Here is a 19908-nt window from a genome sequence, read left to right as displayed (position 1 = left end):
TGGTTACAATATACTAATAAGAATCCACATTAGAAAGGTGGCATTATATGAGAACTTTTTCAAAGGTTTTTATTCTATCTTTTATATGTTTTTTAATGGCAATATCCATTGGTTCTTATTCCTATGTAAAAGAAAAAGATATTAAACTTGAAACCAATATAGATAATTCCATGAAAGAACAATTAGATATAAGCAAAAAGATTATGGAAAAGCTAGAGACGGAACCAAAGGAACCAGAAGTTTATTCCACTTTAAAGGAAGCAGTAGAAAAAAGTAACAGAATAAATTTTTTAGTAATGGGACTAGAAGATGTTAGAACAGATACTATTATTTTCGCCTCTTTTTGTCCAGATACTAAAAAAATGAATTTAATGAATATACCAAGAGATACTTATATTCATAGAAAAGGATATAATACAGCAGAACAAAGAAAAATAAATAGTATATATGAAAAACATGGTGTAACTGGAGTTAAAAAGACTGTATCTTATATTTTAGATAACGTACCAATACATCATTATGTTATGCTTGATTATGAAGGTGTGGAAAAAATAGTTGATAGTTTAGGTGGAGTAGAGGTCAATGTACCTATTCATATGAAGTATAAAGACCCTACAGGAAAACCACCCTTGGAAATTGATATACAACCAGGAAATCAGATACTAGATGGAAAGAAATCATTGGAATTTCTAAGGTATAGAAAAGGAAATAACAATAAAGGGGGATATAGAGATGGCGATTTGGGAAGAATAAAGGCTCAACAAGAGTTTATGAGTTCTTTTATAAGTAAAGCTTCAGATAATATGCTTACGGTGATTACAAAGGGATTTAAACATGTTAAAACAGATATAAGTTTGGTGGACTCTTTATCTTGGGGAAGAAAAGCCATAGGAATGACAAAGGAAGATTTTGAGATGATAACATTACCTGGCAAACCAGAGTTTAGGAGAATAAATAAAAAAGTTTTATCCTATTTTATTTATGATAAAAAAGAAGCAAGAAAATTATTGGAAGAAATATATAATGTAGACTATAATCGTTAATTAAAAAAGATTCTGTTTTTTGGTTACAATAACCAAAAAACAGAATCTTTTTTAATCTCTTAAATTAGAATTCAACATTCACAATTCTATACTGCTTCTTTTTCTTTGTTTTGGCTTATTATTGAATCTCCAACCATATAAACATTTCCAGCTCCCATAGTTACTATAATATCATTCTCTTTTATATTATCTAATAAATAGTTTTCTACTTCATTAAAGGAACCTAAATAAATGGCATCAGATCCTTTATCAATAATTGCATCTACTAAATCTTTAGAATGAATAAGTCCATTATCTTTTTCTCTAGCAGCGTAAATATCTGTAATTATAACTTTATTTGCATCTGTAAATGATTCTGCGAAGTTGTTTAGTAAAAGTTTTGTTCTAGTAAATGTATGAGGTTGAAATACACAATATATATTACCTTGAGTAGATTTTTTAATTGCATTTAGTGATGCCTTAATTTCTGTTGGATGATGAGCATAATCATCAATTATTTTTATATCGTTGAAATATCCTTTTAGTTCTAATCTTCTATGAACTCCAGAATAAAGAGAAATATTATTTTGAATATCTTCTATAGGCACACCATATATATGTGCTGCGGCAATACTGGCCAAAGAATTATATACATTATGCTCTCCCATTACATTTAGATGAATAGTATATAATCCTTCTCCCTTAATTCTAAGAGTATAGGATGGATACCCTTCTGGAGAAAAGTTAATATTTTCTGCAGTATAATCCCAATCACCATTTTTACCAAAAGTAATTACCTTGGCTTTTGTTTTTTCTATAACTTTTTTTGCGTTTCCATCATCTGCATTTATCAATAATCTACTATGGCTGGAAAGGTTCTCACCATATTGCACAAAAGTATCAAGTATGTGATCCATATTCTTGAAGAAATCTAAATGGTCTGCATCAATATTTAATATAATAGCCATTGTGGGAAAATATTTCAAAATATTTCCTTTATATTCACAAGCTTCTGTAAGAATAAAATCTTTAGATCCTAGTCTTACATTGCCATTGATTTCATCTAATTGTCCTCCTAAAAGAATAGTAGGATTAAGTGTTGAACGATTTAATATAGTAGACAACATACTAGTGGTTGTAGTTTTTCCATGAGTACCAGATACTGCAATAGAATTTTTATAATTCTTCATTAATGCACCTAAAAAAGTTGCCCTATCTATTACAGGTACTCCAATGCTGAAAGCCTTTGTAAGTTCTTCATTATCTTTAGATATGGCGTCAGTATATATTATTAAATCTGCATCATTTACATTATCTTCGTTATGATTTATGTAAATTTTGGCTCCCATATCTCTAAGTTTTTCAATTATTGGACTATCTTTAGCATCTGAGCCACTTACAGAATATCCTTCACTCAATAAAATTTCTGCTAAACCACTCATAGAAATACCACCTATTCCTATGAAATGAACTTTTGAATATTCCTTACTATCTATACAAAAATTGAACATAATATTTCCTCCTATTTAGATACTATATATGTATTATTACCATTCTTATATATATTAATATTATTTTATTCTAATATTATTAAATTGTCACTGATAGATTATATCATAAACCTAAGATATTTAAACATAAATTTAATAGATTATGTAAAGTATATGGTAATTTCATATAAAAAAGTAAAAAAATAAAAAAAATTTCAAAAAAAAGAAGGAGTTTTAAAACTTTTATAGAATATATAGAATATTCAATAGTTTCATGACTTAAATAAAGGGGGCTAAATACAAAATGAAAATCACAGATGTAAGATTAAGGAAAATAACAGAAGAAGGAAAGATGAAAGCAATAGTATCAGTAACTTTTGATGAAGAATTTGTAGTTCATGACATCAAAATAATAGAAGGTCAAAATGGACTTTTTGTTGCTATGCCAAGTAGAAAAATGGCAGATGGGGAATTTAGAGATATAGCACATCCTATAAATGCTGATACTAGACAGAAAATTCAAGAAGCCATATTTGAAGAATACGAGAAATCATTAGCTACAGTATAGCCAAAGCTTCTATATAGAAGCTTTTTGGTAACTTTTGTTTAAATTAATTGAAGTAAATTGAAAATTATTGATTTGAAAAATAAAAAGTAGAATTTTTCTATTTACTATAAAAAGAGTTAGAGGCTCTTTTTTATAAGGGATAGGAATGTTCTGCTTTTTTTATATTTTTAAATTAAAACTTGTTATAGTTTCAAAAAAAGACTTCCTTATATTTATAGGAAAAATATAAATTATATTAAATTTTATATTTTTTTGTAGACTTATATTTTAAATGGGTTAAAATAATAATGATAGACAATTGAAATCGAGGTGTAAAAAATGAATATTTCTATTATATTAGCAGCTGGCGAAGGTACTAGAATGAAATCAAAACTTCCTAAGGTATTACATAAGGTATGTGGAAAACCTATTTTACAATATGTAATAGATGCTAGTAAAGGTGCAAATGTTGAAAAGAATGTAGTTGTAGTGGGTTATGGCGGAGATATAACTAAGGAATATTTTAAAGAAGAACCTATAATCTTTAAAACACAGCCTATTGGAGAAGGAATTCCTTATGGCACTGGTTATGCTGTAATGCAGGCAATAGATCACATAGATGATAATAGTACAATAACAATACTATATGGAGATACACCACTTATTACAGAATCAACTATAAATAAATTGATTAATTACCATAATAAAAGTGGATTCCAAGCTACTGTACTAACAGCTATATTTGAGGAACCTACAGGATATGGAAGGATAATAAGAGAGGACTCAGGAAATATACTTAAAATTGTTGAGCAAAAAGATGCTTCAGAAGAAGAGAAAAAAATAAAAGAGATTAATTCAGGTATATATTGCTTTGATGGAAAGCTGTTAAAATATGCTTTAAGTAAGATTGATAACAATAATGCTCAAAATGAATACTATATTACTGATGTTATAGGTATATTAAAAGAAGAAGGGCATAGAGTAGGAGCCTATATAATTGAGGACTCTACAGAAATTCATGGAGTTAATTCTAGAGTACAACTTAGTTTTAGTGAAAAGATAATGAAAGATAGAATTAACGAAAGGCATATGGAAAATGGTGTAACCATAATAGACCCTTCTAACACTTATATTGAAGATACTGTAAAAATAGGTAGAGATACTATTATTTATCCTGGAGTGAGTTTAGAAGGAAGTACGGAAATAGGAGAAGATTGTATTATAAGGAATAATTCTAGAATTGTAAATAGTATAATATCCTCTAATGTAATTATTGAATCTTCAACTATAGAAGACAGTCAAGTTGGAGAAAATACCCATATAGGTCCCTTTGCTCATCTTAGACCAAATAGCAATATTGGTGAAAATGTTAAGATAGGTAATTTTGTTGAAGTGAAAAATTCAGTTATTAAGGATAATACAAAAGCTGGACATTTAGCATATATAGGAGATGCAGATGTTGGACATGATGTTAATATTGGTTGTGGAGTTATATTTGTAAATTATAATGGAAAAGAAAAGTTTAGAACAACAGTAGGAGATAATTCTTTTATTGGAAGTAATTCTAATTTAGTAGCTCCTGTAAAGGTTGAAGCACGGGGATATGTGGCAGCAGGTTCTACAATAGTAGAAGAAGTTCCAGAAGGTGCATTGTCTATAGCAAGGGCAGCACAAGTTAATAAGATAGGTTGGGTGGAAAAGAAAGACTTAATAAAAGATAAATAAACTTAGGAGGAATATGTAAATGAATTTAGGTAGAGGTGGCATGAAGGTTTTTTCAGGCAATGCAAATAGGGAATTAGCAGAAAAGATTTGTAAAGAATTAGGTATTCCATTAGGTACTTGTGATGTCAGTCAATTTAGTGACGGAGAAATAAATGTAAATATTGATGAAACCGTAAGAGGAATAGATGTATTTATAATACAACCAACTTGTTCTCCTGTAAACGATAATTTAATGGAAACATTAATACTTATAGATGCAGTAAAGAGAGCATCTGTAGGAAGAGTAAATGCTGTAATTCCATATTATGGTTATGCTAGACAAGATAGAAAAACTAAGGCTAGAGAGCCAATTACAGCAAAACTAGTAGCAAATCTATTTACTACAGCAGGTGCAGATAGAGTAATAAGCATGGATTTACATGCTGCACAGATTCAGGGATATTTTGATATTCCAGTAGACCATCTTTCAGGTGTTCCTATACTGGCAGAATACTTCAAAGATTTTATAGAAGAGGAAACAGTAATAGTTTCTCCAGATTTAGGTGGAGTAAGTAGAGCCAGAGCTTTTGCTAATCACTTGGATTTACCTATAGCCATTATTGAAAAAAGAAGACCTAAGGCAAATGTATCAGAAGTAATGAATGTTATAGGAGATATTAATGGAAAAAATGTAATCATAGTAGATGATATTATAGATACAGCAGGAACCATAGCTAAAGCGGCATCAGTGCTTAAAAACTTTGGTGCTAAAAAGGTTTATGGATGTGCAACTCATGGAGTGCTATCAGGTCCTGCCATAGAAAGAATAAGAGATTCAGAATTAGAGAAGTTTATTATTACAGATACAATACCTCTTCCATCAGATAAGAAAATAGATAAAATAGAAATAGTATCTGTTGCTCCACTATTTGCTGAGGCCATAAGAAGAATTCATGATAATGAGTCTGTAAGCAAGTTATTTGAATAAAATAATGGGAGATGATTTTTTGTTTGTTGTAGTAGGTCTTGGTAATCCAGGGAAGGATTATACAAATACAAGACATAATGTAGGATTTGATACAATAGATATATTGGCAGAAAGAAATCATATTAATATAAATAAAATTAAATTTAAATCTGTATATGGGGAAGGAAATATAGGAGGCTCCAAAGTTCTACTTGTAAAGCCACAAACATATATGAATAATAGTGGAATTACAGTCAGAGAAATATCTAGTTTTTATAAGATTCCTCCAGAGAATATTATTGTTATAGTAGATGATATTGATATTGACTTCAGTGCTGTTAGAATAAAGAGAAGAGGAAGTGCTGGTTCTCATAATGGATTAAAATCCATAATATACCACCTGCAAAAAGATGATTTTCCTAGAATAAAAATAGGAATTGGAAGGAAAAGGGAGAATCAAAATTTAGCAGATTTTGTACTAAGTAGATTTTCTAAAGAAGAAAGAAAATTAATTGAGGAATCTATTTTAATTGGAGCAGAATCAGTAGAATCTATTATAAAAGATGGTATAGAAGAAGCAATGAATAAATTCAATAATAAAGGAAACAAGGCCCAGGATTAAACCTGGGCTTGAGGTATTTACCTAAGAGGTGAAAAAATGTCAAACATTTTAATAGATCCGTTAAATAGCTTAGACTCATATAATAAATTAAAACTAGATATAGAAAGAAAAGTTAGTCCTATAGGTACTTATGGTATAATCGATGAAAGTATAGGACATATTATCTATGCCCTAAAAGAGCATACTAAAAAACAAATATTAGTTATTACCTATAATGAAGTAAAAAGTAAAAAAATATATGAAGATATAAAAAATATAGGTAACAATAATGTAGTTTTGTTACCAAAAAGAGAATTGGTTTTCTATGAAGTAGATGCCTTTAGTTATGAAAGGAATAATGAAAGAATAGGAATAGTTTCTAAACTTATGGAAGGTGAAGACTTACTTATAGTTACCTCAATAGAAGCAATACTTCATAAACTAATGTCTAAAGATATATTTAAATCCTACTCGAAGAATATATCCCTTGGAGATGAGATAGATTTGGACAATTTAATAAATCTTCTCATAAATGGAGGATATGAAAGAGTTAATATGGTAGAAGGTGTGGGACAATTTAGTATCAGAGGTGGAATTATAGATTTCTTTCCTCCTTATAGTTCAAATCCAATTAGAATTGAATTATTTGATGAAGAAGTGGATTCCATAAGAACTTTTGAAATTACAAACCAGAGGTCCTTGGATATAATGGATCATACACTTATATCTCCAGTAAAGGAAACTTTAATTTTAGAAGACTATAGAGAAAATATTATTGAGAATTTAGACAAGGATTTAAATAGGGCATTATCTAAGACTAAAATCAGTGGAATAGAGAAGGAAAACTTAGAAAATAAGTTCAACAAGTATAAAGAAAGTTTGGCAGAAAAATTGTTTATTTCCAACAGAGAAATGATAATTCCCTATATACCTAAAGAGAACCTATCTTCTATAATAGAGTATTTAAAAGAAGACGCATTAATTTATATGGACGAACCTAAAAGAATAGAAGAAAGTATAAAATTTATGGAGGAGAATTTTAGGTTAAAGCTTACAGACCTTTATGAAGTAGGAGAAATTTTACCTTCTCATTCCAATGTTTTATATGATTATACAGATGTCCTAAAAGAAATAAAGGAAAAAATATGTATTACAAATAGTGCATTATTAAGTGGTACTAATAGCTTTAATCCAAAATCAATTCATGATTTTTCCATTAAAAGTACTCACTCATATCACAATAAGATGGAAATCTTAAAAGAGGATATTAATCATTTCAAATATAGAGGCTATAAAGTAATAATACTTTCTGGAACAGAAGAAAGAGGAAAAAGACTTCAAGACACCTTAGTAAATATGGATATAGAGTCTAGTTTTTTAATGGATAAAAATACAGAAATCAAATCTTCTCAAGTGTTTATTACTCCTGGAAGTATTGGAGGGGGATTTGAATACCCTCTTTTAAAATTCATAGTAATAAGTGATAAAGAAATATTCGGAGCAGGAAAGAAAAAATCTCGAAAAGTAAAAAATAAGGGTACTAAACAAGTTAACTTTTCCGACTTAAATGTAGGAGACTATGTAGTACATGAAAACCATGGAATCGGTCGTTATGAAGGTGTAGAACAGTTAAATATTCAGGGTATTAAAAAAGATTATATGACCATAAGATATAGGGGAGAAGACAAGTTATATGTACCTATAGACCAAATGCACTTAATCCAGAAATACATTGGATCAGATAGTATAAAACCTAAGGTCAATAAATTGTCTAGTGCTGAATGGGCTAGAACAAAAGAAAAGGCTAGAAAAGCAGTAGAGGATATGGCCCATGATTTACTGGAACTATATGCGAAACGGGAAGCATATAGAGGATTTGAATTTTCTAAAGATGGAAACTGGCAAAGGGAGTTTGAAGATTTATTCCCCTATGAAGAAACAGATGGTCAGTTGAGAAGTATCTTGGAAATTAAGAAAGATATGGAAAAGCCTAAACCTATGGATAGGCTTCTTTGTGGAGATGTGGGATATGGAAAAACTGAAGTAGCTTTAAGAGCGGCATTTAAAGCTGTAATGGATAGTAAACAAGTTGCTATTCTAGTACCTACTACAATTTTAGCACAGCAACATTATAATACTATAGTAGAAAGGTTTTCAGGTTTTCCAATTAAAGTCGATGTACTAAGCAGATTTAGAACTAAGTCTCAGCAAAAGCTAGCCATAGACAATATTAGGAATGGAGTAATAGATATTGTAGTAGGTACTCACAGACTATTATCTAAGGATGTTTCGTTTCATGATTTAGGTCTATTGATTATAGATGAGGAGCAAAGATTTGGTGTAAAACATAAGGAATCTCTAAAGAAATTTAAGGAGACAATAGATGTACTAACTCTTACGGCCACCCCTATACCTAGGACATTACATATGTCTCTATCGGGTATTAGAGATATGTCTGTTATTGAAGACCCACCAGAAGAAAGATACCCTATACAGACCTATGTAGTTGAATTTAACGAACAAATGATTAGAGATGCTATTTTAAAAGAAATAGGGAGAGGTGGGCAGGTATATTTTTTATATAATAGAGTTGAGACCATAGACAAGATAACTTCAATTCTTAGGAAGCTAGTACCTGAGGCCACCTTTGCCATAGGACATGGACAAATGTCAGAAAGAGAACTAGAAAAAGTAATGGTAAGTTTTTTAGAAAATGAAGTAGATGTTTTGGTATGTACTACTATTATTGAAACAGGGCTAGATATTCCAAATGTAAATACCATAATAATTCATGATGCAGACAAAATGGGACTTTCCCAATTATATCAATTAAGGGGAAGAGTAGGAAGATCCAATAGAATTGCCTATGGATATTTTACCTATGAAACCAATAAAGTTTTATCAGAAGTTGCAGAAAAAAGACTTAGAGCTATAAAGGAATTTACAGAATTTGGGTCAGGGTTTAAAATTGCCATGAGAGACTTGGAAATAAGAGGAGCAGGAAATCTACTGGGAGTAGAACAACATGGACAAATTGAAGCCATAGGATATGACTTATATGTAAAATTCTTAAGTGAAGCTATTAGAAAATTAAAAGGAGAAGAAGTAGAGGAAAGTATAGATACTACAGTGGACATTAAAGTAGATGGATATATTAAAGAACGATATATCGAAGATGAGGAACAAAAGATAGAGGTATATAAAAAAATTGCTTCAATTTCTAATATAGATGATTATAGGGAATTATTAGATGAGTTAATTGATAGATTTGGAGATTTACCTAAGGAAGTTGAAAATCTAATGGATATTTCCTATATTAGATACTTAGGAAGTAAAAATAATATTAAAAGTATTACTCAAATAAATAAAGAAATTCGATTAGAATTTAGTGATACAGATAAAATCTCAGTAGAACTACTTCACTATTTATCTACTGAATATGGAAAAAGACTATCATTTAATCTATCTCAAGAACCATCTTTTAATTACAAAATAAAATCTAATGTATTAGATGAATTAAAATCTTTAATTGAAAAGATTCATGGTTTTGATTATAAGGGAAACAATATTTAAAAGGCTTATTACAAATAGATAAGAAAGGATGTTACTATTGAAAAAAATAAATTATAGAAAGATTTTAGTCATGGGATTACTATTAGCAATGGTTTTTACCATAGGTGGATGTACAAAAAAAGAAGATGGATTTGTGGCTAAAGTTGACGGAGAAGGTATAACAACTGAAGAATTTGAAAGTGATTTCCAAGTATATAAGAAAATATATGAACAACGACTTGGAGAAGGAGCCATGGCAGAAGTAGGAGAAGACGGAAAAACCCTAGAAGAGAATCTTAAAAATGAAATAGTTCAAAGATTAATCATGGAAAAGATAGTATCAAAAGAAGCAAATAAAATGAATATAACCATAACAGATGAAGAAATTGAAGAGCAAACGTCAAGCTATGTTTCTATGATGGGTGGACAAGAAAAATTTGATGAATTTTTAGAGAATAATAAAATCTCACAGGAATTTTTCAAAGAAAATTTAAGAAAAGAATTATTGTTTAATAAACATAGAGAAACATTTATGGCTGAAACTGATGTAACTGAGAAAGAAGCAAAAAAATATTTTGAAGCCAATAAGGATGATTTAGTTGTAATAAAGGCAAGCCATATTTTGGTAAAGACAGAAGAAGAAGGTAAAAAGGTTTTAGAAAGATTAAATGCAGGTGAAAAATTTGATGTATTAGCCCAAGAAGTGTCTATAGATAAAGCTTCAGCCGTAGAAGGAGGAAATTTAGGATACTTTACTAAGGGCAGTATGATCTCCGAATTTGAAGAAGCTGCATTTGATTTAAATATTGGAGAAGTCAGCAACTTAGTAAAAACAGAAGTAGGATACCATATAATACATCTTGAAGATAGAAAAGATACCTTTGAGGCTTTGAAAGATGATATAATCAAACTGTTAAAGGAACAAAAATATCTGGAAGCTATTCAAGGTTTAAGGAATAGTGCTAAGGTTAAAGTATATTTAGATTTAAAGGATTCAAAATAGAGCAATTAATTAATAAAAAAGGTTAACAACTATGTTAGAGCCGTATTTTGCAAATATGATAAAATAGCGTTATTTTACCTTATATTAAAGTAGTTAATGTAAACACTTTAACATAAAGTAACAAAGATGAATAAAATTTTCCTTTTGGTTGAATAATAATTTTACTACACAATTATTGTTTAAGGAGGAAAATAATGAAGGCCACAGGAATCGTTAGAAGAATAGATGAACTAGGCAGAGTTGTAATTCCAAAAGAAATTAGGAGAACTCTTAGAATTAGAGAAGGTGACCCTTTAGAAATATTTACTGATAGGGAAGGGCAAGTAATTCTTAAAAAGTATTCACCTATAGGAGAACTAAATGAATTTGCTCAGGAGTACTGTGACTCTCTACATGAAAGTACTAACCATACAGCTTTGATTTCAGATAGAGATTATATAATAGCAATATCTGGAGGTTCTAAAAGAGAATACTTAGAGAAAAGGATTAGCCCTGAATTGGAAAAGTTGACTGAAGGTAGAAGCACTTATACAACTAATGCCGATAATAATCCTATGAAGATAATATATGAGGACCCTAATTTAGATAAGTATTCAGCTCAAGTAATTGCACCTATAATTATGCAGGGTGACCCAATAGGTTCAGTTATACTTATATCAAAGGAACCAAATTCTATTATGGGAGAATTAGAAGTAAAGTTAACGGAAACAGCAGCAGGATTTTTGTCTAAACAAATGGAAAATTAGCAACCTACCCATATAGGGTAGGTTTTATCTTTTATTTGTATTATTTTACTAAATTAAGTGATATAATATAAAAGATTATGTTATAGGGGGAAAATTAATGACTAAGAAAAATAATTTCCTAAAAGGTGCCGTTATTTTAAGTATAGCTGGAATAATTGTAAAGATTTTAGGTGCAGTTTATAGAATACCATTATCTAATATAATTCAATCAGAAGGTATGGGATATTATTCTACAGCATATCCTTTATACTCTTTATTACTTTCTATATCTACAGCAGGTTTTCCTGTAGCAATAGCTAAGTTGGTATCAGAGAAAAGAGCAGTAAAAGATTTTAAAAGTGCAGAGCGAGTTTTTAAAGTTGCATTAACAGGGCTTTCCATAGGTGGATTACTTACATCTTTATTCTTATTTTTTACTGCTGGTAGTATGGTAGAGAAAATGGGTAATAGCAATGCCTACTATGCTCTCATTGCATTAGTACCAGCTTTATTTGTTGTTCCTATTATGGCTGTCTTTAGAGGATATTTTCAAGGACGCCAATTAATGACCCCAACTGCATTATCACAGATAATGGAACAGTTATTTAGAGTAGGGTCAGGACTTTTACTAACATATTTTTTATTAGATAAAGGAATTCCCATGGCAGCAGGAGGGGCATCCCTTGGTGGCTCCATAGGTGCTATAATGGGAACCCTTACTATGATATTCATTTACTTTTATGGTCGAAAAGAAGCAAAAAAAGAGTTGGAAAATAGTATATATACTGAAGAGTACAAAATAGGCACTATAATAAAAGACCTTCTTATAATAGCAATTCCTATTACTTTAGGTTCAGCCATTGTTCCAATAATGGACACCATAGATGTGGCAGTTGTATTAAAAAGATTACAATCCATAGGATATTTAGAATCAGAAGCCAATGGATTATATGGTAATCTAAAAGGAATGGCTCAAACGGTAATTAATTTACCTCAAGTTTTCTCCTTGGCGATTTCCATGAGTTTAGTGCCAGTTATTTCAGATGCCAATGCAAGAAGAAAAAAGAAAGAAATAGAAGCTATCTCTGCCTCTGGTATTAGAATGACACTATTAATCGGGTTACCTTGTGCATTTGGTTTATTTGTATTGGCAAGACCAATAATTGGATTATTGTATTATAAAAATGATTTAGAAACCATAATTAATATAGGGAATTTACTATCAATTTTATCCTTTGGTGTAATATTTTTAACTTTAGTTCAAACTTTGTCTGCAATCCTCCAAGGTTTAGGTAAACCAATAGTTCCAGCTATAAATTTATTTATAGGAGCCATAATTAAAGTAATACTTTCATATACTTTAACTGCTGTACCCAGTATAAATATTTATGGTGCTGCTATCTCAACTGTAGTAGCCTTTGGTATTGCAGCAATTTTAGACTTAATAAGTGTGAGGACTTTAGCTAAGGTAAAGCTAAGTTTTAAAGATATATTTATTAAACCTTTCATTTCATCCTTATCTATGGCCATAGCAGCTTTTCTTTCTTATTTATTTTTAATGGATATAATTGGAGAAAAGTTGGCTACAATAGTTGCAGTATTAGTTGGAGTACTTGTATATGGGGTATTTTTAATTATAACAGGAGCTATTACAGAAGATGACTTTAACCTACTGCCTAATGGTGTTAAAATAGGTAAAAAACTAAGTAAATTTAAATTATTTTAATAGAAGTATACAAAGGAGAAAGACTATGGGAAAGATATATATAATAGGATTAGGACCTGGAAGCGTAGATTCCCTTACATTAGGGGCGGTCGATAGAATAAATTCAGGAGATAAAAATTTTTTAAGGACTGAAAAACATCCTACTGTTGAATATTTTATAAATAAGAATATACCTTATAAATCTTATGACTTCTTATATGATAAGGAAGATGATTTTAAAGATGTATATGAAAAAATTGCTATGGATTTAATAGAGGAATCTAAAAAGAATTCTCAAATAAATTATTTTGTACCGGGAAATCCTTTAGTAGCTGAAAAAACTGTAGAAATTCTAATGAATGAGAATATAGATATAGAGATAGTATCTGGTATGAGCTTTATAGAACCTATGATAGAATTAGTGGGGATAGATCCTATAAATGGACTTAAAATAGTAGATGGAGTAGGATTTAATAGCTTGATAGTAGATATAAATTCGGACACTATAATTACTCAGGTATATAACCATAGAATATTATCTGAGGTTAAGCTTATATTATCAGAAATATACGGTGATGAATATGAAATATATTTAATCCATAGTGCTGGAATAAAAAAAGATGAAAAAAAGTACTTTATACCTATTTATGAATTGGATAGAGTTGAAGAAATAGGAGCATTAACTAGTATATATGTGCCTAAAATGGTAAAAATAGATAAGAAAGTATTTGACTTCAACGATTTATTAGGTATAATGAAAATATTAAGATCTGAAAATGGTTGCCCTTGGGATATAGAACAGACTCACGAAAGTATAAGGCAATGTTTAATTGAAGAAGCCTATGAAGTAGTAAATGCCATTGATGAAAATGATATTGATGGACTGGTGGAAGAATTGGGAGATTTATTACTTCAAATTATCTTTCATGGAGAAATTGCCTCTGAAGAAGGAGAGTTTACTCTATATGATATAACGTCAACTCTTGCTCAGAAATTAATTTATAGACATCCTCATGTTTTTTTAGAAAAAAGTGTGGAAAATAGCCAAGAAGTAGTATATAATTGGAATATGCTAAAGTATGCCAAGAGAGATATTCATAGCTTTACTGATAAATTGAAAAATATACCTAAGTTGCCGGCTTTAATGACTAGTTTTAAGATTCAAGAAAAAGCAGCAGAGATTGGATTTGACTGGGAAGACATAAAAGGGGCATTGGATAAGGTAATGGAAGAATATCAAGAAGTAATAGAAGCTATGGAACAATTCGGAGGTGGTGGCGAAGAAACAGAGGACGAAATAGGAGACCTACTTTTTGCTGTAGTCAATCTTTCTAGATTTTTAAATGTAAATCCAGAAATAGCTCTAAACAGGACCATTAATAAATTTATTAATAGATTTGAATTTATTGAGGATGGATTAAAGAAAGTGGGCAAAAGTATTGAGAATGCAAATTTAGATGAAATGGATAGATTATGGAATGAGGCAAAGATACATAAAATCCATTAAAATGCTAACAATTATATAATATAAAGAATGGTTTTAAATTTGCAAAGAATTATTATTTAAATAATAAAACTACGAGGAGGAATTAATTATGAACAAAGCTGAATTAGTATCAAGTATAGCAGAGAAAAGTAATTTAACTAAGAAGGACGCAGAAAGCGCACTTAACGCATTTATGAAGACAGTAGAGGAAACATTAGCAGGTGGAGATAAAGTTCAACTTGTTGGATTTGGAACATTTGAAGTAAGAGAAAGAAAAGCTAGAGAAGGTAGAAACCCAAGAAACCCAGAAGAAATAATTAAAATAGCAGCATCTAAAGCTCCAGTATTTAAAGCTGGAAAGGCTTTAAAAGAAACAGTAAATAAATAATAAAATCAGGTCTTTGACCTGATTTTTTTGTAGGAGTGGTTTTATGAGAATTGATAAGTTTTTGAAAAATGCCAGAATCATAAAAAGAAGAACTATTGCCAAGGAAGCTTGTGAACAAGGTAGAGTATCCATAAACGGAAAAGTGGCCAAGCCTGGGGACGAGGTTAAAGTTGGAGATAGAGTTCAAATTGCTTTTGGAACTGAGCCAATGAATTTTGAAATATTAAATATATCGGATAATGTAAAAAAAGATGATGCTCTAGGGCTATATAAGAAGATAGAATAAAAAAGACTTTGTAATAAAAGTCTTTTTTTATTCATAAATATTAGTGTATGACTATATAAGAAATAGGAGGGATATAATGACTGAAAATAAAATTAGATTTAAAAATCAAAATATAATGGTTGAAGATAGGGATAAAATGACTGTAACAGGAGTAGAGCAGGTAGAAAGTTTCAATGACAATACAATTATATTGACAACGATTAAAGGTGGTATGATAATAAAAGGAGAAGGGTTAAATATATCTAAACTTAACTTAGATGATGGTGGAGTAAAAATAGATGGAAGAATCAATGGACTACATTATACAGATAAGGACCCAAACCCAAAGAATATAATGAGTAAGCTATTTAAATAATTTATAAGGAGAAAAAAATGGATACTTCACTAATATTAGAAATACATATTTTTCTTACAGTTATTTATAGTGGCTTAATGGCAGGATTTATTTATGACTTATATAAAGCCATAAGGTATTTTTTAAGGCCTAATAAAATTATAACTTATTTAGGGGACTTATTGTTTTGGACAGCTATAGCTTCCATATTTTTTTACACTATAATAAAGACCAATTGGGGTGAAATAAGAGGATATATTTTACTTGGTTTTTTTCTAGGAATAATTATATATTATAAATTATTTAGCAAATATATCTATGGACTATGTATTAAAGTTGGAAAAGTCATAAGTACATTTATTAAGGGAATCATTTCTCCAATTTTATATCCTTTTAAACTTCTAAAGAAGAAATCATTGCCAACACTTAGACGAATAAAAAGAATTCCGACGGAAATCATTCAACAAACAAAGAAATACAAAAAAATAATTTCTTCAAAAAAATAGAGGAGTTTTTTGATTTTTGTAGAATAAGTATATATGGGTGGTGAAATAATGCAAAAGAAAAAGAATAAAAAAAGACTTAGTTTATTAAATCTTATTATTGGTTTTTTACTTATATATGTAGGACTTACACTGTGGAATCAAAGGAGCTTAATGAAGAACCTAGAAGCGAAGCGGAAAGAAGTCCAAAAAGAAGTACAAACTCTAGAGAAGGAAATAAATGTCCTAAGTAAAGAAATAGAGGATAGTGACTCTTTGCAATTTGTAGAGAAAGTAGCAAGGGATGAACTAGGAATGGTAAAACCAAGGGAAATTATATATATAGATAAAAATAAAAATAAAAATCCTTTTTTAAATCCTATAAAAAATGAGAACTAATTGACATTAAAAGAGTTCTAATATATACTAAATTAAGAAAACTATTTTTAAGGAGGAATCATTAATTTATGCCAGTATCTGTGGGAGCAGTAGTTGATGGTACTGTTACAGGAATAACAAACTTTGGTGCCTTTATTCAGCTACCAGAAGGTAAAAGTGGACTTGTTCATATTTCGGAAATATCACATGATTATGTAGAAAAGGTAACTGATCATCTGAAAAAAGATCAAAAAGTAAAAGTAAAAGTTTTATCAATTTCAAATGAAGGAAAGATTAGCCTTTCCATCAGACAGGCAAAGCCAAAAACTACTAAACCAGTAGAAATTGAATGGAATAAGCCTGATGATAAAATGAAGCATATGTCTTTTGAAGACAAAATCAGTAAATTTTTAAAAGATAGTAATGAAAAGCAAGACCAATTAAAGACTAGAGATAGTAGTAGAAGAAGTACAAAGCCCAAGAAAATGAGTGGTATGGATGTATAAAACCGGTTTATCCGGTTTTTTTTATTTTGAACCTTTTATGACTGAATGAAGTTTAAAAAAAGACTTTCTTAAAAATAATTTTATAAAAAACTTTTTTATTTTATTCTTTAACTCTAAAAACTACAATTTTCTACATTAACTATGAAATTAGCCACATGAAGCTCTAACTCTTTGAAATCCTCTGTTTTAAAGTTAAAGTAAATTATATTAAGTTCTCCTTATGAAAAGTTAAGGTTATGGGAAATACAAATGATTTATGTCTTAAAATTCTTCAGTTTAAGTCCTTAGATTTGACAAATTACTATGACCTCTTTTGTTAATATGTATCTAAATACAAATAACAGGAGTGATTTTTATGATGAGAACGGATTCTTTAAGGACTCAAGGTCATTGGTATGGAGTAAATCTCAAAATGGATAAGACAACAATAATAACTATAATTATTGGATTTTTCTTAGGAAGGGCAAATTTATTAAATAAACTTACTCCCTTTGGATTTGCATTTTTAACTGCATACATTATAATGAAGAGTTTAAATGTGCCTATGTTATTATCCATTATTATTGGAACTCTAACTTTTCAAGGAGCCAAGGGAATAGGCTATGTTTTATCTTATTTATTGATTTATGGATTTTTCTCTCTATTTAAGGAAGAAAAGACTTATTCGTTAATAAAAGCATCATTAGTATCTTCTATTATATTTACAATTTGTAGGGGAGTAACTGTCCTGATAAGCAAACAACTATTTATTTATGATTTGTTTATGGTGCTATTTGAAGGTATTATTGTTTTTACAATGATTTATATATTTTCTTTTAGTTTACCTATTGAAAAAATAGGTAGTGCAAGTTTTAATAATGAAAAGACGATTTGTTCCTTTATTACGTTGGCATTAGTTTTAGCAGGGGTTAAAGATATAATTATATTGGGAGTTGGAATTAAAAATTTAATTAGTGTAATAATTATTCTATACTTATCCTATAGTTATGGAGCATTTATTGGTGGAACAACTGGAATAATATTAGGAATGGTAGGATATATATCTCAGCCAGAGATGCCTTTTATTATAGGAATACTTGGTATCTCAGGACTTTTAGCAGGTATATTTAAAGACATAGGAAAATCTGGTTCAGCCTTAGGATTCATACTTGGAAATGGAATTATTTCCTTTTATGTCAATGGATTAGGAACTAGTTTCTTAGGAGTGAAAGAAATTGCAGTTGGAATAATATTGTTTTTAATAAGTGCAAATAAAGTAAATGAAAAGTTCTCTGAAAGCTTTGTTTTTGATTTAGATACAAAAAAGGATTACAATCAAAAAAGAGATGATATTATTATTAAAAAGTTAAATAGAATGACAGAACTTTTTAATAATTTAAGTACTACCTTTAAAGAATCAGCAGCGGAAAGAGATTTTCATTCTACAGGTGAGGTATATAGCATGGTAGATAGTATTGCCAATGGAATATGTACAAATTGTCCTAAATATCAAGAATGTTGGGAAGAAAACTACTATAGCACATACCAAAACTTTTTTAATTTAGTTGGTATGGTGGAAATGAAGACGTCAGATAATGAAATCGTTTATGAAGAAGCCAAAAAGTTTTGTATTAAAAGTAGTAGCACTATAGAATTAATTGATAGAGCAGTAGAAAAACTTAATATAGACCATAACTGGAAGCTAAAACTAAGAGAGAATAGACTTCTACTGTCAGAACAACTAGAAGAAATAGGAAAAGTAATACAAAACATGACTAATGAAATATATGTAAATCCAAAATTTAATGAAGAAATAGAACAAAATCTTTATAAAGACTTAAAAAATAATAGATTAGATATAAAGGATATATCTGTAGTACAAATAGGAGAAGAAGAGTTTGAAATATTTGTAGATTTAAATACACCTATAAATTCAGAGGGAAAACTAAAAAGAGCAATAGCACAAAGTTTAGGACACGAGGTAGTAGGTGACACTAATTTTAATAGTATATCTAACAAGAGTCAGAGATTTAAGCTTTTAAGGACAAATCGGTTTAGTGCTATGACCAAGGTGGCCACTATGCCTAACTCAGAAGAAAAAATATCAGGAGATAGTTTTACCTTTGGAGAAATGGAAAACACCCACTTTTCAGCATTAAGCGATGGGATGGGAATTGGAAGAAAGGCTAATGAAGAAAGTAAGGTTGCTATTTCTCTATTGGAAAGACTTATGGAAGCAAATGCAGATAAAGATATAATTTTAAAGACTATTAATTCAGTGCTTAGAGTAAAATCCAATGAAGAAATGTTTGCTACCTTAGATCTTGCATTTATAGATTTATATGCAGGGAAGCTGCAAATGATAAAAACAGGAGCACCAGCAACTTTTATAAAGAAAAAAGATAGAGTAGATATGATTAGTGACGGAACTTTACCTGTGGGAATACTAAGAGATGTGGATTTCAATCTTTACGAAGAGTATATTGAAGATGGTGATATTATCATTATGATGTCAGATGGGGTATTAGATGCAAATAGATATATATATGATTCAGAGGATTGGATGAAAAATATAATAATGAACATAAACAGTATAAATCCTCAAGTTATAGCCAATGAAATACTGGCTACAGTTAGAGGAGTTGCATCTATTGATACTGATGATATGACAGTTCTAGTAACAAAGGTTTGGAAAAATCTTTAAAAGGGAAATACTTAATAGTAAATAGTTGCTTGTAGGCTAGCTTTGCTAG

At 29.6% G+C, this 19908-nt stretch carries 18 protein-coding genes; 17 read left to right on the top strand and 1 reads right to left on the bottom strand.

Annotation, left to right across the window (positions count from 1 at the left end; genetic code table 11):
- The first annotated feature begins 47 nt into the window (after positions 1–47).
- Positions 48–1043, top strand: a complete 996-nt coding sequence (locus tag FYJ83_RS06225; protein ID WP_154439472.1) for an LCP family protein — start codon at positions 48–50, stop codon at positions 1041–1043.
- A gap of 86 nt (positions 1044–1129) precedes the next feature.
- Here FYJ83_RS06225 and murC read toward each other — a convergent pair whose 3' ends face one another.
- Complete coding sequence (gene murC, locus FYJ83_RS06220) at positions 1130–2533, bottom strand: UDP-N-acetylmuramate--L-alanine ligase (protein ID WP_154439471.1); 1404 nt, start codon at positions 2531–2533, stop codon at positions 1130–1132.
- A 283-nt stretch (positions 2534–2816) separates the two neighbouring features.
- Between murC and spoVG the strand changes: the two genes are divergently transcribed.
- The 16 genes from spoVG (at position 2817) to spoIIE (ending at position 19859) form a co-directional block, all read left to right on the top strand.
- On the top strand, positions 2817–3080 hold the full coding sequence (gene spoVG / locus FYJ83_RS06215; RefSeq protein WP_154439470.1) for a septation regulator SpoVG: 264 nt from the start codon (positions 2817–2819) through the stop codon (positions 3078–3080).
- A 318-nt stretch (positions 3081–3398) separates the two neighbouring features.
- Positions 3399–4784, top strand: coding sequence for a bifunctional UDP-N-acetylglucosamine diphosphorylase/glucosamine-1-phosphate N-acetyltransferase GlmU (glmU, locus tag FYJ83_RS06210; RefSeq protein WP_154439469.1), 1386 nt, complete (start codon positions 3399–3401; stop codon positions 4782–4784).
- A gap of 19 nt (positions 4785–4803) precedes the next feature.
- Positions 4804–5751, top strand: coding sequence for a ribose-phosphate diphosphokinase (locus tag FYJ83_RS06205; RefSeq protein WP_154439468.1), 948 nt, complete (start codon positions 4804–4806; stop codon positions 5749–5751).
- A 19-nt stretch (positions 5752–5770) separates the two neighbouring features.
- Positions 5771–6352: an aminoacyl-tRNA hydrolase gene (pth, locus tag FYJ83_RS06200; RefSeq protein ID WP_154439467.1), complete on the top strand. Its 582-nt coding sequence runs from the start codon at positions 5771–5773 to the stop codon at positions 6350–6352.
- Positions 6353–6388: 36 nt separating this feature from the next.
- A complete protein-coding gene (mfd, locus tag FYJ83_RS06195; protein ID WP_154439466.1) occupies positions 6389–9904 on the top strand; it encodes a transcription-repair coupling factor in 3516 nt (1171 codons plus the stop codon).
- A gap of 37 nt (positions 9905–9941) precedes the next feature.
- Positions 9942–10886 (top strand): peptidylprolyl isomerase, encoded by a 945-nt coding sequence (locus FYJ83_RS06190; RefSeq protein ID WP_195837931.1) that lies wholly within the window; start codon positions 9942–9944, stop codon positions 10884–10886.
- Positions 10887–11080: 194 nt separating this feature from the next.
- Positions 11081–11632 (top strand): stage V sporulation protein T, encoded by a 552-nt coding sequence (spoVT, locus tag FYJ83_RS06185; RefSeq protein WP_154439464.1) that lies wholly within the window; start codon positions 11081–11083, stop codon positions 11630–11632.
- Positions 11633–11729: 97 nt separating this feature from the next.
- Positions 11730–13337: a putative polysaccharide biosynthesis protein gene (locus tag FYJ83_RS06180; RefSeq protein WP_154439463.1), complete on the top strand. Its 1608-nt coding sequence runs from the start codon at positions 11730–11732 to the stop codon at positions 13335–13337.
- Between the two features lie 25 nt (positions 13338–13362).
- The gene (yabN, locus tag FYJ83_RS06175; protein WP_154439462.1) at positions 13363–14823 is read left to right on the top strand and encodes a bifunctional methyltransferase/pyrophosphohydrolase YabN; all 1461 of its coding nucleotides are present in this window, start codon (positions 13363–13365) and stop codon (positions 14821–14823) included.
- 88 nt (positions 14824–14911) lie between these two features.
- On the top strand, positions 14912–15190 hold the full coding sequence (locus FYJ83_RS06170; RefSeq protein ID WP_154439461.1) for an HU family DNA-binding protein: 279 nt from the start codon (positions 14912–14914) through the stop codon (positions 15188–15190).
- A gap of 43 nt (positions 15191–15233) precedes the next feature.
- Entirely contained in the window at positions 15234–15476 is a 243-nt protein-coding gene (locus tag FYJ83_RS06165) for an RNA-binding S4 domain-containing protein (protein WP_154439460.1), read from the top strand.
- Between the two features lie 76 nt (positions 15477–15552).
- A complete protein-coding gene (yabP, locus tag FYJ83_RS06160; RefSeq protein ID WP_154439459.1) occupies positions 15553–15831 on the top strand; it encodes a sporulation protein YabP in 279 nt (92 codons plus the stop codon).
- Between the two features lie 17 nt (positions 15832–15848).
- Entirely contained in the window at positions 15849–16316 is a 468-nt protein-coding gene (gene yabQ / locus FYJ83_RS06155) for a spore cortex biosynthesis protein YabQ (protein WP_154439458.1), read from the top strand.
- A gap of 48 nt (positions 16317–16364) precedes the next feature.
- On the top strand, positions 16365–16691 hold the full coding sequence (locus FYJ83_RS06150) for an FtsB family cell division protein (RefSeq protein ID WP_229768511.1): 327 nt from the start codon (positions 16365–16367) through the stop codon (positions 16689–16691).
- Between the two features lie 68 nt (positions 16692–16759).
- Positions 16760–17176, top strand: a complete 417-nt coding sequence (locus tag FYJ83_RS06145; RefSeq protein WP_154439456.1) for a S1 RNA-binding domain-containing protein — start codon at positions 16760–16762, stop codon at positions 17174–17176.
- A gap of 355 nt (positions 17177–17531) precedes the next feature.
- Positions 17532–19859 carry a stage II sporulation protein E gene (spoIIE, locus tag FYJ83_RS06140; protein WP_154439455.1) on the top strand — a complete coding sequence of 776 codons (2328 nt, stop codon included), beginning with the start codon at positions 17532–17534 and terminating at the stop codon, positions 19857–19859.
- Positions 19860–19908: the final 49 nt, after the last annotated feature.

Source organism: Tissierella pigra, assembly GCF_009695605.1.
Taxonomy (GTDB): Bacteria; Bacillota; Clostridia; order Tissierellales; family Tissierellaceae; genus Tissierella; species Tissierella pigra.
This window is presented reverse-complemented; position numbering and strand designations above follow the sequence as displayed.

Coding starts and splice junctions, on each gene's coding strand:
- FYJ83_RS06225 (WP_154439472.1), top strand. CDS start 48: ATGAGAACTTTTTCAAAGGTTTTTATTCTATCTTTTATATGTTTTTTA.
- murC (WP_154439471.1), bottom strand. CDS start 2,533: ATGTTCAATTTTTGTATAGATAGTAAGGAATATTCAAAAGTTCATTTC.
- spoVG (WP_154439470.1), top strand. CDS start 2,817: ATGAAAATCACAGATGTAAGATTAAGGAAAATAACAGAAGAAGGAAAG.
- glmU (WP_154439469.1), top strand. CDS start 3,399: ATGAATATTTCTATTATATTAGCAGCTGGCGAAGGTACTAGAATGAAA.
- FYJ83_RS06205 (WP_154439468.1), top strand. CDS start 4,804: ATGAATTTAGGTAGAGGTGGCATGAAGGTTTTTTCAGGCAATGCAAAT.
- mfd (WP_154439466.1), top strand. CDS start 6,389: ATGTCAAACATTTTAATAGATCCGTTAAATAGCTTAGACTCATATAAT.
- spoVT (WP_154439464.1), top strand. CDS start 11,081: ATGAAGGCCACAGGAATCGTTAGAAGAATAGATGAACTAGGCAGAGTT.
- FYJ83_RS06180 (WP_154439463.1), top strand. CDS start 11,730: ATGACTAAGAAAAATAATTTCCTAAAAGGTGCCGTTATTTTAAGTATA.
- yabN (WP_154439462.1), top strand. CDS start 13,363: ATGGGAAAGATATATATAATAGGATTAGGACCTGGAAGCGTAGATTCC.
- FYJ83_RS06170 (WP_154439461.1), top strand. CDS start 14,912: ATGAACAAAGCTGAATTAGTATCAAGTATAGCAGAGAAAAGTAATTTA.
- FYJ83_RS06165 (WP_154439460.1), top strand. CDS start 15,234: ATGAGAATTGATAAGTTTTTGAAAAATGCCAGAATCATAAAAAGAAGA.
- yabP (WP_154439459.1), top strand. CDS start 15,553: ATGACTGAAAATAAAATTAGATTTAAAAATCAAAATATAATGGTTGAA.
- yabQ (WP_154439458.1), top strand. CDS start 15,849: ATGGATACTTCACTAATATTAGAAATACATATTTTTCTTACAGTTATT.
- FYJ83_RS06150 (WP_229768511.1), top strand. CDS start 16,365: ATGCAAAAGAAAAAGAATAAAAAAAGACTTAGTTTATTAAATCTTATT.
- FYJ83_RS06145 (WP_154439456.1), top strand. CDS start 16,760: ATGCCAGTATCTGTGGGAGCAGTAGTTGATGGTACTGTTACAGGAATA.
- spoIIE (WP_154439455.1), top strand. CDS start 17,532: ATGATGAGAACGGATTCTTTAAGGACTCAAGGTCATTGGTATGGAGTA.